We start from the raw sequence: 15,350 nt of genomic DNA on the forward strand, positions 1-15,350 counted from the left end.
GATCGTCGCACCGGAGCTCGTGGTTGCTCGACAGTTGATCGATGACCGGGCGCCGAGGGGTTCCTAGGCTGTGAGTCACCTGACACGGGCAAGAACGGGCACGCGGCGGATCCAGCACGGGCTGAAGGCCGGCCGCGTCGCCCGACGAGGAGAGCACCACCCGCCGTCACCGCGGCGGGGGAGCGGTTCGTCGCGCCACCCATGCGCCGATCTTCCGACCGCGACGCAACGTCGCGCCGCGGGACATCCAGATGAAGGGAACCATCGCATGAACGCCCAACCGCTCGCCCCGCCGGCCGTGCCGCGAGCCGTCACGTCGCGCCCGGCGCGTCGTCGCGCCGGCGCCCTCGCGCTCGCCGCAGTGCTCGCCACCGGCCTGACCGTCGCCACGGCCCAGTCCGCGAACGCCGACGAGCCCGCCGTCGGCAGCTCGACGCTCGTCCCGATCCAGGTGACGGGCGACCCCTCCGAGCGGTTCTCGCTCGTGATCCTCGGCGACGGCTACACCGCCGACGAGCAGCCGCTCTTCCGCGAGCAGGTCGAGAAGCACCTCGAGACGATGTGGAGCATCGAACCGTACAAGAGCTACCGCAACTACTTCAACGTCTACGCGGTCGAGATCATCTCGGGCGAGTCCGGCATCAGCTGCGACTCATCGCTCGACTCGCCCCGACGGAACACTCCGCTCAAGATGTCGTTCTGGGGCGGCTGCAACCCGAACAGCGTGCAGCGGCTGATCACGATGGACGGCGCGAAGGCCCGCGAGTACGCGAAGGCCGCGCCCAAGGTCGACCAGGTGCTCGCCCTCGCGAACAGCGACACCTACGGCGGCGCGGGCGGCAGCTACGCGACGGCGAGCGGCGGCAACTCGCTCTCGGCCCTCATCTCGCCGCACGAGATCGGGCACTCGCTCGGCGGCCTCGCCGACGAGTACGATTACTACACGCGCGGCATCACGACCGGCGACTACACGGGCGGCGAGCCCCGCTCGAAGCACCACACGATCATGACCGTCGAGGAGATGGCCGCGCAGCAGGCCAAGTGGTGGCGGTGGCTCGGCGAGCCGAGCGAGGCCGGCGGCATCATCGGCGCCTACGAGGGCGGCCAGTACTACTCGACCGGCATCTTCCGTCCGAGCCGCCACTCGATGATGAAGACCCTCGGATACCAGATGGACCAGGTCTCCCGCGAGATCATGACCGAGCGCATCTCGTCGAAGATCCCGCTCATCGCGGACGCGCCCGACGAGGCGACGCCGGTCGCGGCCGACGAAGTGATCTCGATCGATGTCGCCCACCCCGTCTACCACGAGCTCGACGTCGCCTGGGCGATCAACGGCAAGGCGGTGCCGAACCCGCACAACACGACGCAGCTCGAGCTCGCGAAGACCAGGGCGAAGCCCGGCGACACGGTGACCGTCACCGTCGTCGACAACACGCCGTTCGTGCGCGACCCCGCGCTGCGCGACTCGGCGTCGATGACCCAGACGCGTTCGTGGACCGTGGGCACCGGCCGCGCAGCGGCGACCGACGTCGAGCCGGCGTTCACCGAGTCGACACAGACCGAGCGCCCCGTCGGCTCCGACGACGTGCTCTACGTCGAGACCACGCATCGCCCCGACCGGGTGTTCGACGTGATCTGGACGGTCGACGGCGAGCGTCAGCCGAATCCGCACAACGCGCGCACCCTCGAGCTCGCAGACCTCGACCTCTCCGCCGGTACGCACACGGTCACCGCGTCCGTCGGCGACTCGAAGCGGGCCGCCGCGGCGACCGAGACCCGCGCCTGGACGGTCGACGCGACCGGTCCGACCGTCGAGGCGGTCGTCGGAACCCCGGTCGAGACCTCGACCGGCGCGAACGGCGAGCCGCACTACGTCGTCGACGAGTCGTTCACGATGAAGCTGACGGCGAGCGACGACCAGGCCGGCGCGCTCGTGACCGAGTTCCGCCTCGACGGAGACGGGTGGCACAACTACTACGGCTGGCCGACCGACGCGGATGCGCCGTTCCTGTTCACGCCGACCGGCACGAACGTCGACGACCTCATCTACGGCAACCTCGGCACGGGCGGCATGTCGCTCTCGCCGTTCCAGGCGCGCGAGCCGGGTTACGGCGAGCACCGCGTCGAGTACCGGTCGACGGATGCCGCGGGCAACATCGGTCCGGTCGAGGCGTTCACCGTCGAGGTGCGCCCCTGAACGGGCTGACGCGCCGCATCGGCGCATCCTCGTCCGGATGATCGCGAAGGGGCACCCGGGGCCGAAGGGCCCCGGGTGCCCCTTCCGCGTGCGCCGGTGCGCCCCCCGATTTGGCGAGGGCCGAGGCATCCGCTAATCTTGACGGAGCCGAAGACCGCTGGTTGTCGTGCGCGCTCGTGAAAGCGGGCGCATGCGACCGAAGTCTTGCGAAAGCAAGGGCCCGCGCAGGTGTGACGAAGACTTCCGAGTGATCGGCCGAGCTCCGCGCAACTGCGCCGGAGCTTTTTTCTTTCTCCCCATGCTTCCAGCGCTCCCAGGCCGTGCATCGCCTCCGCGATGCGCGTTGAGTACACAAGGAGTGGCCATGGCGAACAAGGAAGCCTCGGTTGCCGAACTCACGAACCTGTTCGAGAGCTCGACTGCCGTTCTGCTGACCGAATACCGCGGCCTGACGGTTGCACAGCTCAAGGAGCTGCGCAACAGCATCCGTCAGGACGCGAACTACGCCGTGGTGAAGAACACGCTGACCAAGATCGCCGCCAACAACGCGGGGATCACGACGCTGGACGACGACCTCAACGGTCCGTCCGCCGTCGCCTTCGTGCACGGCGACTTCGTCGCCACCGCCAAGGCCGTGCGTGACTTCGCCAAGGCGAACCCGCATCTCGTGATCAAGAGCGGCGTCTTCGAGGGCAAGACCCTCAGCGCCGACGAGGTCAACAAGTACGCCTCGCTCGAGAGCCGTGAGGTTCTGCTTGCGAAGGCTGCGGGAATGATGAAGGCGACGATGGGCAAGGCTGCCGCCACCATCGACGCGCTTCGCGAAAAGCTGGAGACCGCCGAGGCCGCGTAAGCGCCCGACGATCTCGTTCTACAAACCCCACCCATTAGGAGAAACATCATGGCGAAGCTCACCACCGAAGAGCTGCTCGAGCAGTTCGCTGGTCTCACGCTTGTCGAGCTCAGCGAGTTCGTGAAGGCGTTCGAGGAGAAGTTCGAAGTCACCGCGGCCGCCCCGGTCGCCGTCGCCGGCGCTGCCGGTGGCGCCGGTGCCGCTGAGGCCGAGGAGGAGAAGGACTCGTTCGACGTCATCCTCGAGGCTGCCGGCGACAAGAAGATCCAGGTCATCAAGACCGTCCGCGAGCTCACCTCGCTCGGTCTCGGCGAGGCCAAGGCCGTCGTCGACGGTGCTCCCAAGGCCGTGCTCGAGGGCGCGAACAAGGAGACCGCCGAGAAGGCGAAGGCTGCCCTCGAGGAAGCCGGCGCAACCGTCACCCTCAAGTAATCAGGGCGCCCGCTTCGGGCGCGCTGCTTGAGGTGACCGCGTCACCTGAACACACGGATGCCCCGTGGTCGATCATCGACCACGGGGCATCCGTCGTTCTCGGGCCCAATCGGGGGAGCAACCCATTCGACAATTGCTTAGCCTAGCTATATAGTTGGGCTATGCATTCTTCCACCGACACGTCGAGCCTGACCGCGCTCATCGGCGATCTCGTCTCGGTGAACCACCGCCTCACCCGCCTCGCCGCCGCGTCGACGGCGTCCGCCGAGTCACCCGCCGTCTGGCGCACCATCGCGGTGCTGCGCGACCTCGGCCCCATGCGCCTCGGCGAACTCGCCCGCGTCAGCCGGGTCAGCCAGCCGACCATGACGAAGCTCGTGCACACCCTCGACGACCGGGGGTGGATTCGCCGTATCGCCGACGCGAACGACGCTCGCGCGTGGCTCATCTCGGCCGACCCGTCGGGCCTCGAGGCGCTCGACGCGTGGCGCGACGAGCTCGTCGGCGCGATGGCCCCCTACTTCGACGACCTCTCGATCGACGAGCGCGAGACGCTCGCCCGAGCGGTCGCCGTCATCCGTACCCGCATCGAGCGCGCGGACGACACCGCGCGGAATGGAGCAGCGACCGCGTGACCAGCCACGCCAGCCACGAGACATCCGCATCGATCCTGAAGCAGCCGAAGGCCGTCTGGGCCGTCGCGTTCGCGTGCGTGATCGCGTTCATGGGCATCGGCCTCGTCGACCCGATCCTGCCCGCGATCGCCGAGAGCCTCAAGGCGACCCCGACCGAGACCGAGATGCTCTTCACGAGCTACCTGCTCATCACGGGGCTCGCGATGCTCGGCACGAGCTGGCTGTCGAGCCGCATCGGCGCGAAGAAGACGCTGCTCATCGGGCTCGGCCTCATCATCGTGTTCGCCGCGGCGGCCGGCCTCTCGCAGAACGTCGAGGAGGTCATCGGGTTCCGCGCCGGGTGGGGACTCGGCAACGCACTGTTCATCTCGACGGCGCTCGCGACGATCGTCGGCGCCGCAGCGGGCGGCACCGGCTCGGCGATCATCCTCTACGAGGCGGCGCTCGGTCTCGGCATCGCGATCGGCCCGCTGCTCGGCGGACTGCTCGGGCACGTCAGCTGGCGGGGCCCGTTCTTCGGCACCGCCGCGCTGATGGCGGTCGGCTTCATCGCGATCGTCGCGTTCCTGAAGGACGACGCGGGTGCCACCGCCGGGCCCGAGCCCACCAGGCTGTCGGCGCCCATCCGGGCGCTGCGCCAGCCCGCACTGGCCGTGCTCGCCGCCGCCGCGCTGTTCTACAACATCGGCTTCTTCGTGCTGCTCGCGTACTCGCCGTTCCCGCTCGGCTTCGACGCGCTCGGCCTCGGCTTCACGTTCTTCGGCTGGGGCCTCGCGCTCGCGATCACCTCGGTCTTCGTGGCGCCCCTGCTCACGGCGAGGATGCCGCGCACCCGCGTGCTCTGGATCGCGTTGCCGCTGCTCTCGCTCGACCTCGTCGCGGCGGGCCTGTTCATCTCCGACCCCGCGGCGCTCGTCGTCTGCATCGTCGTCGGCGGTCTCGTGCTCGGCGTGCTCAACACCGTGCTCACCGAGTGCGTCATGGAGGCGACCGACCTGCAGCGCTCGGTCGCGTCGAGCGCCTACTCGGCGGTGCGGTTCCTGGGCGGTGCGGTCGCCCCGCCCGCGGCGGCCGAGCTCGCCCACCTCATCTCGCCCGACGCGCCGTACTACGCGGCGGCGATCTCGGTCGGCGTCGCGCTCGTGATCGTCGTCGCCGGGCACCGCGCGCTGCGCCGGGTCGACCGGGTCGAGTCCGAACCCGAGTCATCCCTCGTCGAGGCCGAGGCGATCTCGGTCGGCGACGCGGCGTGAACCGCGCCACGACCCGATCCCGTCCGTGACGAGGCGCGGAGAGCCGGCCGGTGTCAGCGCCCCGGGGCGGTCGTGCTCGCGCGCACGACGAGGCGCGTCGGCAGCGGGGCACCCGAATCGGGCAGCGGGTCGGCGTGCTCGCCCTCGCCGAGCAGCCGCAGCACGACGTCGACGGCCAGCCGGCCCTGGTCGCCCGGCGACTGCGAGATCGTCGTGAGACCGAACATCTCGCCGTACTCGTGGCCGTCGACGCCGATCACCGAGAGGTCGCGCGGCACCGAGAGGCCGAGCCGCTCGGCGGCGCGGATCACCCCGAACGCCATCTCGTCGGAGGCGGCGAACACCGCCGTCGCGCGCGGCCCGGGCCTGCCGAGCAGCTGCAGCGCGGCCGTGTAACCCCCCGGCATGGTCATCTCGCCTTCGAGGAGCGTCGCCGCGGCGCCCGACGCGGCGCTCCCGGCGACTGCATCGCCGAGCCCGGCCGCCGCGATGGCGTCGAGATAGCCCAGCCGACGCTGGCCGTGCACGCTCCACGGCGCTGCGGCCGCGCCCGCGCCGGCGAGATGCGCGACGCGGGTGTGGCCGAGGTGCAGCAGGTGCTCGGTCGCGAGCGCGCCGACCGCCCGGTCGTCGATCGAGAGCCTGGCGCCGCCCGGCTCGCCGCCGCCGAGGCGCACGAGCGGCTTGCCCCGCTGCTCGAGCCCTTCCGCCTCGCGACTCGTGAGGTCGACGCCGACGGCGATGACCGCGTCGACGCGCTTGCGCGCGAGGAAGAACTCGAACACGCGGTCGCGCACCGGCCCCGTGTCGCCGACGTTGTAGAGCGTGAGGTCGTAGCCGGCGGCCAGGAGCGCCCGCTCGATGCCCTCGAGCACCTCGCCGAAGAACCAGCGGTTGACGAACGGGATGACGACGCCGACGTTCTTCGTGCGGCCGGTGACGAGGCTCGCCGCATCGGGCGAGGCGATATAGCCGATCTCGGCTGCAGCCGCCTCGACCCGCCGGCGCGTGGCGACCGCGACGTGACCGCGGCCCGAGAGTGCTCGCGACGCGGTCGCCTTCGACACTCCGGCCAGGCGGGCGACATCGCCGATCGCCGCCATCAGCAACCCCCTCCGTCGGGCAGTCCCGGTGCCGAGCATACTGCGGGCCGACCCGTGATTGGAACCGATTGCGGATGCCTCGGCGCCCGCCCCGAGGCATCCGTCTCGATGCGCAGGGGAGCGCTCTCTCGCAATGTTCGCAGGCCGTGCGATCGGTGCCGGATCGTGACCGGCCGCCCCCTTGTGGGAGCCGCTCGCCCTGCCATAGCGTGGAATCTGGAACCGGTTCCGGCTCCGCCCTGCACCACACTCAACGAGGAGAAGACATGAGATTCACACGGCATCGCCGTTTGATGGCCCCCGTCGTGGTGGCCGCGGCGGTCGGCCTCACGCTCACGGCCTGCACGGGCGACATCGCGAACGACGACTCCGCCACGGGCGACTGCGGCCCGTACGAGACCTACGGCACCTTCGACGACGGCACCGAGGTCAACGTCTACGGCACGATCCTCGACGCCGAGGCCGACCTCCTGAACGAGTCGTGGGTCGACTTCGAGAACTGCACCGGCATCGACATCGTCTACGAGGGCTCCGACCAGTACGAAGAACAGCTGAACGTGCGCATCGAGGGCGGCAACCCGCCCGACCTCGGCATCACGCCGCAGCCGGGCCTCATCGCCCGTCTCGCCCAGCAGGGCGACCTGCTGCCGGCGCCGAAGGCGGTGGCCGACAACGTCGCCGAGTACTGGTCCGAAGACTGGGCCGCCTACGGCACCGTCGACGACACGCTCTACGGTGCGCCACTGATGGCGAACATCAAGGGCTGGGTCTGGTACTCGCCGTCGATGTTCGAGGAGAACGGCTGGGAGGTGCCGACGACGCTCGACGAGCTGGCGACGCTGACCGACGACATCCGCGAATCGGGCGCGGTCGACAAGCCCTGGTGCGTCGGCTTCGCCTCGGGCGTCGCAACCGGATGGCCCGGCACCGACTGGGTGGAGGACTTCGTGCTCCGCCAGCAGGGCGCCGACGTGTACGACGAGTGGGTCGCGCACGACATCCCGTTCAACGACCCGAAGATCGCCGAGGCGTTCGACTCGGTCGGCGACTACATCCGCGCCGACGACAACGTCAACGGCGGGCTCGGCGACGTGCGCTCGATCGCGACGACCGACTTCGGTGACGCGGGCCTGCCGATCCTCGACGGCGCGTGCGCGCTGCACCACCAGGCCTCGTTCTACGAGGGCTTCTGGCCCGAGGGCACGACGGTCGCAGAGGACGGCGACGTCTGGGCGTTCATGCTGCCGGGCACCGAGGCCGGGGCCAACGCGGTCACGGGCGGCGGTGAGATCGTCGCCGCGTTCGCCGACAGCGACGAGGTCGTGGCCACGCAGACGTACCTGTCGAGCCCCGAGTGGGCGAACTCGCGCGTCAGCCTCGGCGGCGTCATCAGCGCCAACACCGGGCTCGACCCCGAGAACGCCGGCAGCGAACTGCTGAAGGCGTCGGTCGCCCTGCTGCAGGACCCGAACACGACGTTCCGTTTCGACGGTTCCGACGTGATGCCCGCCGCGGTGGGCTCGGGCACGTTCTGGACGGGGATGGTCGACTGGATCGGCGGCAAGAGCACGGCTGACACGCTCGACTTCATCGAGGCGAGCTGGCCGCAGGAGTGATGGATGCCTCGGGGCCGCGCCGCGCGCGGCCCCGAGGCTTCCCGCTCCCCACCCCTGCCGCGCCGTGCGCCGGCCCGTCTGTATCCCCTGCGATCGGAGGCCATCGACGTGACCACCGCCGACCTCATCGGCAAGATCTTCCAGATCCTGCTCGGGCTCGCGATCTTCGCGGCCGTGATCGGGTTGATCCTGTTCCTCATCGACCGCGCGCCGAAGCGCGGCCGAGAGTGGTACCAGCTCGTGCTGTTCCTCGCGCCCGCCTGCATCCTGCTGGCGGTGGGGCTGCTCTACCCGGCGGTGCGCACCGCCTTCACCTCGTTCACCAACCGGGCGGGCGAGTTCGTCGGAATCGACAACTACGTCTGGATGTTCACCCAGCCCGAGGCGCTGCTGACGCTCGGCAACACCATCCTCTGGGTCGTGCTCGTGCCGACGATCTCGACCGGCATCGGGCTCGCGTACGCGGTGTTCATCGACCGCTCGCGCGGTGAACGCATCTACAAGTCGCTCGTCTTCATGCCCGTCGCGATCTCGTTCGTCGGGGCCGGCATCATCTGGAAGTTCATCTACGAGTACCGCCCGGCGAGCCGCCCCCAGATCGGCCTGCTCAACCAGATCGTGGTCTGGTTCGGCGGCGAGCCCGTGCTCTGGCTGCAGGAGCCGTTCATCAACACCCTGCTGCTCATCGTCGTGATGATCTGGGTGCAGGTCGGGTTCGCCGTCGTCGTGCTCTCCGCGTCGATCAAGGGCATCCCGTCCGAGCAGCTCGAGGCCGCCGAGCTCGACGGCGCGACGAACTGGCAGCGGTTCCGCAACGTGACGCTGCCCGGCATCCGAGGCGGTCTGGTCGTCGTCGTCACGACGATCACGATCGCGACGCTCAAGGTGTTCGACATCGTGCGCGTCATGACCGGCGGCAACTTCAACACGAGCGTGATCGCCAACGAGATGTACACGCAGGCCTTCCGAGCCGCCGAGGCGGGGCGCGGCGCCGCGCTCGCGCTCGTGCTGTTCCTGCTCGTCGTGCCGATCGTGGTCTACAACATCCGCGTGCTCCGCAAGCAGAGGGAGATCCGATGAGCCAGGCCACCGGCTCGACCGACAAGGCGATCGTGAAAGAGCTCGACGCGGCCGCGCGTCGCGGCTACAACCTCGACGGCACCAAGGCGATGAGGGTCAAACGGCGCCTGACCTCGCGCCCGGCGACGGTCTTCGCGCTGCTCATCGCCGTGTTGTGGACGCTCCCGACCTTCGGGCTGCTCATCTCCTCGTTCCGGCCGGCCGAGCTCATCAACACCACCGGCTGGTGGACGGTCTTCCAGAACTGGGGCTGGACCCTCGACAACTACAGCGAGGTGCTGCTCTCGGCGTCGTCCAGCGCACCGCAGCTCGGGTCGTACTTCGTGAACTCCCTCGCGATCACCATCCCCGTCGTCGTGTTCTGCACGGTGCTCGCGGCCATGGCGGCCTACGCGCTCGCGTGGATCAAGTTCCCCTTCGTCGACTGGGTGTTCATCGGCATCTTCGCGCTGCAGATCGTGCCGCTGCAGATGGCGCTCATCCCGCTGCTGCAGATCTTCACCTCGACCCTCAAGCCGGCGCAGGAATGGGTCCACGGCCTCGTGCCGATCATCCCCGACGAGACGTACGTGCAGGTCTGGATCGCCCACGTGATCTTCGGCCTGCCGCTCGCGATCTTCCTGCTGCACAACTTCATCTCCGAGATTCCGCGTGAGCTCATGGAGGCGGCGCGCGTCGACGGGGCGACGCACGGGCAGATCTTCATGCGCATCGTCGTGCCGCTCTCGGTGCCGATCCTCGCCTCGTTCGCGATCTTCGAGTTCCTCTGGGTGTGGAACGACCTGCTCGTCGCCCTCGTGTTCTCGGGCGGCACCGCCGACGTCGCGCCGCTCACGCAGCGCCTCGCAGAACTCGCGGGCCAGCGCGGACAGACGTGGCAGCGGCTGACCGCGGCCGCGTTCATCTCGCTCATCGTCCCGTTGATCGTCTTCTTCAGCCTGCAGCGGTACTTCGTTCGCGGCCTGCTCGCCGGCTCGACGAAGGGCTGACCGGCGCGCAGTACCCGATGCGCCCGGGGCGAACGCCCGCGGGCTCGTCGGCGCGCCGCCGTAGGGTGAACCCATGAGCATGCACGGCGGGGGAGGCGGCGGCGCGCAGGTCGGCCGCTACGGCAAGGCGCGCACGCGCATCGCCTCGGCCGACGAGGCGGCCCAGCGGGCCGAGAACGCCGACGCTCCGAAGATCCCGCACCTCCTGCGCCGCATCTCCGAACTGTTCGCCCCGCACAAGGCGGCCCTCGTGACGACGGTCGTACTCGTGCTCATCGGCGCCGCGCTCAGCGTCATCCCCCCGCTGCTCACCCAGCGGGCCTTCGACGACGGCCTCTTCCCGACGGGCGCCGGCGGCGAGGCATCCCCGCCGAACCTGCCCGTGCTGACGACCCTCGTGCTCGCCATGATCGCGGTCTTCGTCGTCGCCGCCCTGCTCGGCGTCTGGCAGACCTGGCTCACCTCGACCATCGGCAACAAGGTCATGGGCGCGCTGCGGGTGCGGCTGTTCAGCCACCTGCAGGCGATGGAGCTGAGCTTCTTCACCCGCACGAAGACGGGCATCATCCAGTCGCGCCTGCAGAACGACGTCGGCGGCGTCGCCGGCGTGCTGACGAACACGGTGTCGAGCGTGCTCGGCAACACGGTCACCGTGATCAGCGCGTTCGTCGCGATGCTGCTGCTCAACTGGCAGCTCACGGTGGTCGCCCTCGTGCTCATGCCGTTCATGGTCATCGCGCAGCGGCGGGTCGGCCAGGTGCGGGCGCGGCTGGCCGGGCGGACGCAGGAGTCGCTGTCGGAGATGACGGCGATCACGCAGGAGACGCTCTCGGTCTCGGGCATCCTGCTGTCGAAGAGCTTCAGCCGCCAGCAGAGCGAGATCGAGCGGTACTCCGACGAGAACCGCAACCAGATCGGCCTGCAGGTCAGGCAGCAGATGACCGGCCAGTGGTTCTTCGCGATGGTGAACATCTTCATGTCGTCGATCCCCGCGATCGTCTACCTCGTCTCGGGCTGGCTCATCGCGGGCGGCGACACCGACGTCACCGCGGGCACGATCGTCGCCTTCACGACGGTGCAGGCTCGCCTCCTGTTCCCGCTCATGGGGCTCATGCGCGTCGCGCTCGACCTGCAGACCTCGAGCGCACTGTTCGCCCGCATCTTCGAGTACCTCGACCTGCGACCGGCGATCACCGACGCGCCCGATGCGCGCGACGTGCCGACCGACGGGGCGCTCGGCCGGGTCGAGTTCGACGACGTCTCGTTCCACTACCCCGATGCCGTGCGCGCGGAGGGCGACGAGCCCCGTCCCACGCTCGACGGAGTGAGCTTCACGATCGAGCCGGGCCAGTTCGCGGCGTTCGTCGGGCCGAGCGGCGCCGGCAAGACGACGGTGTCGTACCTCGTGCCACGGCTCTACGAGGCGACGAGCGGTGCGGTGCGGTTCGCGGGCGTCGACGTGCGCGACCTCCGCCGCGACTCGCTGATGTCGCACATCGGCATCGTCAGCCAGGAGACCTACCTCTTCCACGCCTCCATCGCCGACAACCTGCGGTACGCGAACCCCGATGCCTCGGACGCCGAGCTCGAGGCCGCGGCCCGGGCCGCGAACATCCACGAGACGATCGCCTCCTTCCCCGAGGGGTACGACACCGTCGTCGGCGAGCGGGGGTACCGGCTCTCGGGCGGCGAGAAGCAGCGCATCGCCATCGCGCGGGTGCTGCTGAAGGACCCGGCGGTGCTCGTGCTCGACGAGGCGACGAGCGCGCTCGACACGATCTCCGAGCGGGTCGTGCAGCAGGCGCTCGACGATGCCGCGCGCGGCCGCACGACGATCGCGATCGCGCACCGGCTCTCGACCGTGGTCGCCGCCGACGTCATCTTCGTCGTCGTCGCGGGCCGCGTCGTCGAGCGCGGGACGCACGCCGAGCTCGTCGAGGCGGGCGGCGTCTACGCATCGCTCTACCGGCAGCAGGAGGAGCGGCCGGTGCAGGTCGGCGAGGCCGCCGACTGACCTCACCGCCTCTCGACCGTCGGTCGACCCGCGCAGTAGCGTGGTCGCACGACGCCGAGGGGGAGATCATGGACGATCGGGCGGAGCAGAATTCGGGCACCGGAGGGCGCCAGCCGACCGGGGCCGAGAGCACGGGCATGGATGCCGCGGCGAGCACCGCGACGGGGTCGGCGACCGCGACCTCTCCGACCGCACGGGCCCTGAACCGCAGGGTCGTCGCACTCGCGGCGTCGGGAGCCGTCGGCGGGTTCCTCTTCGGATTCGACTCGTCGGTCGTCAACGGCGCGGTGGACGCGATCGAGCAGCAGTTCGGGCTCTCGGCGGCGGCGACCGGCTTCGCGATCGCGAGCGCGCTGCTCGGCTGCGCGCTCGGGTCGGAGCTCGCCGGTCGGCTCGCCGACCGGTTCGGCCGTATCCCCGTGATGCTGCTCGGGGCGGCGCTGTTCTTCATCTCGTCGATCGGCTCGGGCTTCGCGTTCTCGGGCTGGGACCTCACGATCTGGCGGATCATCGGCGGTGTCGGCATCGGCATCGCCTCGGTCGTGGCGCCCGCCTACATCGCCGAGATCTCGCCGCGCAAGGTGCGCGGGCGGCTCGCCTCCCTGCAGCAGCTCGCGATCGTCTTCGGCATCTTCGCGGCGCTGCTGTCGGACGCGCTCTTCGCGACCGCCGCGGGCGGAGCGAGCGAGCCGTTCTGGTTCGGGCTCGAGGCGTGGCGCTGGATGTTCCTCGCGTGCATCGTGCCGTCGGTCGTCTACGGACTGCTCGCGCTGCGATTGCCCGAGTCGCCCCGGTTCCTGGTGAAGCAGGGCAAGGAGGAGGTCGCGCGCGGCGTGCTCGCGCAGATCCAGCCCGCCGATGAGATCGACCGGTCGGTTCGCGAGATCCACGACTCGATCGCGAACGACAAGCTCTCGACCCGCAAGGGCGCGCTCCGCGGCCCCGTGCTCGGGCTCCGGCCGATCGTGTGGATAGGCATCCTGCTGTCGGTGTTCCAGCAGTTCGTCGGCATCAACGTGATCTTCTACTACTCGACGACGCTGTGGAGCGCCGTCGGCTTCGACGAGTCGAACTCGCTGCTGATCAGCGTGCTCACCTCGGTGACGAACATCGCCGTCACGTTCGTGGCGATCGCGCTCGTCGACCGGGTGGGGCGGCGGCCGCTGCTGCTCGTCGGCTCGGTCGGCATGACGGTCGCGCTCGCAGTCATGGCCGTCGCGTTCGGCAACGCCGTGACGGTCGACGGGGCGTTGTCGCTGCCGGGCGGGTGGGGTCCGACGGCGCTCGTCGCGGCGAACGTGTTCGTCGTCGCCTTCGGGTTCTCGTGGGGTCCGCTCGTGTGGGTGCTGCTCGGCGAGATCTTCCCGAACAGCATCCGGGCGCGCGCCCTCGGGCTGGCCGCGGCCGCGCAGTGGATCGCGAACTTCCTCGTGACGGTCACGTTCCCCGTGCTGAGCGACTACTCGCTCGTGTTCACCTACGGCATGTACGCGACGTTCGCCGCGCTCTCGTTCTTCTTCGTGCTCGCGAAGGTGCCCGAGACGAACGGCATGTCGCTCGAGCAGTCCGAGACCCTGTTCCCGCCGAAGGGTTCGGCGAAGCGCCGCGCGACGCGAGCGGGTTGAGGGTCAGGAGCGGTCGGCGAGCATCTGCTGCATGAGTTCGATCTCGCTCGTCTGGCTCGTGACGATCGAGCGCGCGAGTGCGGTCGCCGCCTCGTTCGACGATCGCTCGAGCAGCGCGTCGGCCATCTCGACGGCGCCCTGATGGTGCGCGATCATGAGTTCGAGGAACCGCCGCTCCGCCGCCGCGCCGGACAGCGTACGGAGTTCGGCCACCTGCTCGCTCGTCGCGAGGCCGGGCATCGGCGCGCCCGGCTCGTGGTCCGCCCCGGCCGAGTGCCCGTCGTGCACGCCGCCGGGCGCGGCACGCGTCATCCACGTCATCGACGGCTCGTCGCCCGCCTGCGGGAGGCCCCACGCGCTCAGCCAGCCGTACATCTGGCCGGCCTGCTGCGCCTGCGTCGTCGCCATGTCGTACGCGAGCAGGCGCACCTCGTCGTCGTCGGTCGCGTCGCGAACGATCATCGCGAGCTCGACGCCCTGCTGGTGGTGCACCTGCATGTCGCGCGCGAAGCCGGCTTCGGCGCTCGTGCCGGTCGGCGTCGGGTCGCCGAGGGCCGAGAGCCGCCCGATCGAGAACGCGGCGATCGCGACCACCACGACGGCGACGGATGCCGCGACCACCGCCGCGACCCGGCTGCCGCGTCGCTCGCCGTCGAGCCCGGCAGGGTCGGCCGAGGGAAAGGCGTCGGCCGACGCGACCGCGCCGGCGGGAGCGTCGGCCGGCGCGCTCACGACAGCTTGCCGGGCGCGTCGTAGGCGCCCGAGCAGGGAGCGCCCGGTTCGGGGGCCGCCGAGCTCTGCCAGTACTGCTCGATGAACTGCGCGATGCGCGGGTCGGCGGCGTCGTCGACCTGCAGCTGCGCGTTCCAGGCGCTGAGCACGATGGGGGAGGGCAGGCCGTCGTACGGCGACAGCACGACGTACGACGTCGGAAGTTCGGCGGTGAGCTTGCCGAGCTCGTCGGCCGGCAGGTCGGGGTCGACCGTCACCCACACGGCGCCGTGCTCGAGCGAGTGCACGGCGTTCTCGTTCGGCACCGGCTGGCCGTACACGCCGCAGTTGAGCCACACCGCGTTGTGGTCGCCGCCCGCCGGCGGCGTCTCGGCGTAGTCGACCTCGCCCTCGACGTGCCCGCCGCCCTGGTACGAGAAGGTCTGCACGCCTTCGATCGCGCCCGTGCCGGAGCCGCCCTCACCGCCCGCCGCGGGCGACGTGTCCTTCGGGGCGACCACGATCGCGGTGATGAGCAGCGCGACCGCGGCGACGCCGACGGCGACGCCCGCCCAGGTGAGGATGCGGCGGTTGCGCTTCGAGCGCGCCTCGCGCTTCTTGAACTCCTCGAGCTGCCGTTGCCGCTCGGCCGCGCGCTGCTGCTTCGTGCTCTGCTGCTGTGCCTGCTGCTTCGCCTTCGGGGGAACGGGCGGGGTCGCGCTCACGCGGGGCCTCTCTCGATGGGGACGTCGGGGGCGGTGCCGTGCGCCGGCGCCGATACCAATACGAATGCATGCGGCTGGGAGAACGCCGCATCGTCGCGGCGACACGCCGGACCC

The 15,350-nt window shown here is 70.1% G+C and carries 13 protein-coding genes; 10 read left to right on the forward strand and 3 right to left on the reverse strand.

Annotated elements, in window-relative coordinates; all coding sequences use genetic code 11:
- The first annotated feature begins 268 nt into the window (after window positions 1-268).
- The 5 genes from PX701_RS10885 to PX701_RS10905 all read left to right on the forward strand — a co-directional run bounded on the left by PX701_RS10885 (window position 269) and on the right by PX701_RS10905 (window position 5,373).
- Complete coding sequence (locus PX701_RS10885; RefSeq protein WP_275506279.1) at window positions 269-2,200, forward strand: M64 family metallopeptidase; 1,932 nt, start codon at window positions 269-271, stop codon at window positions 2,198-2,200.
- Window positions 2,201-2,564: 364 nt separating this feature from the next.
- Window positions 2,565-3,053, forward strand: coding sequence for a 50S ribosomal protein L10 (gene rplJ / locus PX701_RS10890; RefSeq protein WP_231432066.1), 489 nt, complete (start codon window positions 2,565-2,567; stop codon window positions 3,051-3,053).
- A 48-nt stretch (window positions 3,054-3,101) separates the two neighbouring features.
- On the forward strand, window positions 3,102-3,485 hold the full coding sequence (gene rplL, locus PX701_RS10895; protein ID WP_231432065.1) for a 50S ribosomal protein L7/L12: 384 nt from the start codon (window positions 3,102-3,104) through the stop codon (window positions 3,483-3,485).
- Window positions 3,486-3,646: 161 nt separating this feature from the next.
- Window positions 3,647-4,120 carry a MarR family winged helix-turn-helix transcriptional regulator gene (locus tag PX701_RS10900; RefSeq protein WP_231432064.1) on the forward strand — a complete coding sequence of 158 codons (474 nt, stop codon included), beginning with the start codon at window positions 3,647-3,649 and terminating at the stop codon, window positions 4,118-4,120.
- The gene (locus PX701_RS10905) at window positions 4,117-5,373 is read left to right on the forward strand and encodes an MFS transporter (protein WP_275506280.1); all 1,257 of its coding nucleotides are present in this window, start codon (window positions 4,117-4,119) and stop codon (window positions 5,371-5,373) included. The genes PX701_RS10900 and PX701_RS10905 overlap by 4 nt, the downstream gene beginning before the upstream one ends.
- A gap of 53 nt (window positions 5,374-5,426) precedes the next feature.
- Here the strand turns inward: PX701_RS10905 and PX701_RS10910 are convergent, their stop codons facing one another.
- Window positions 5,427-6,476, reverse strand: coding sequence for a LacI family DNA-binding transcriptional regulator (locus PX701_RS10910; protein WP_275506281.1), 1,050 nt, complete (start codon window positions 6,474-6,476; stop codon window positions 5,427-5,429).
- Between the two features lie 266 nt (window positions 6,477-6,742).
- Between PX701_RS10910 and PX701_RS10915 the strand changes: the two genes are divergently transcribed.
- The 5 genes from PX701_RS10915 (at window position 6,743) to PX701_RS10935 (ending at window position 13,800) form a co-directional block, all read left to right on the forward strand.
- A complete protein-coding gene (locus tag PX701_RS10915; RefSeq protein ID WP_231432061.1) occupies window positions 6,743-8,092 on the forward strand; it encodes an ABC transporter substrate-binding protein in 1,350 nt (449 codons plus the stop codon).
- Window positions 8,093-8,200: 108 nt separating this feature from the next.
- Window positions 8,201-9,172 carry a carbohydrate ABC transporter permease gene (locus PX701_RS10920; RefSeq protein ID WP_231432060.1) on the forward strand — a complete coding sequence of 324 codons (972 nt, stop codon included), beginning with the start codon at window positions 8,201-8,203 and terminating at the stop codon, window positions 9,170-9,172.
- Window positions 9,173-9,261: 89 nt separating this feature from the next.
- Window positions 9,262-10,161 (forward strand): carbohydrate ABC transporter permease, encoded by a 900-nt coding sequence (locus PX701_RS10925; RefSeq protein ID WP_231432394.1) that lies wholly within the window; start codon window positions 9,262-9,264, stop codon window positions 10,159-10,161.
- Window positions 10,162-10,234: 73 nt separating this feature from the next.
- Window positions 10,235-12,175 (forward strand): ABC transporter ATP-binding protein, encoded by a 1,941-nt coding sequence (locus PX701_RS10930; RefSeq protein ID WP_420831073.1) that lies wholly within the window; start codon window positions 10,235-10,237, stop codon window positions 12,173-12,175.
- A gap of 137 nt (window positions 12,176-12,312) precedes the next feature.
- Complete coding sequence (locus PX701_RS10935; RefSeq protein ID WP_231432392.1) at window positions 12,313-13,800, forward strand: sugar porter family MFS transporter; 1,488 nt, start codon at window positions 12,313-12,315, stop codon at window positions 13,798-13,800.
- A gap of 3 nt (window positions 13,801-13,803) precedes the next feature.
- On the opposite strand, the gene PX701_RS10940 is transcribed toward PX701_RS10935, so the two are convergent.
- Both PX701_RS10940 and PX701_RS10945 read right to left on the reverse strand, forming a co-directional pair.
- Window positions 13,804-14,532: a DUF305 domain-containing protein gene (locus PX701_RS10940; protein ID WP_275506282.1), complete on the reverse strand. Its 729-nt coding sequence runs from the start codon at window positions 14,530-14,532 to the stop codon at window positions 13,804-13,806.
- Entirely contained in the window at window positions 14,529-15,236 is a 708-nt protein-coding gene (locus tag PX701_RS10945; protein ID WP_275506283.1) for a DUF3105 domain-containing protein, read from the reverse strand. The genes PX701_RS10940 and PX701_RS10945 overlap by 4 nt, the downstream gene beginning before the upstream one ends.
- Window positions 15,237-15,350: the final 114 nt, after the last annotated feature.

Origin of the sequence: Agromyces chromiiresistens (assembly GCF_029167465.1) — a bacterium.
Taxonomy (GTDB): domain Bacteria; phylum Actinomycetota; class Actinomycetes; order Actinomycetales; family Microbacteriaceae; genus Agromyces; species Agromyces chromiiresistens.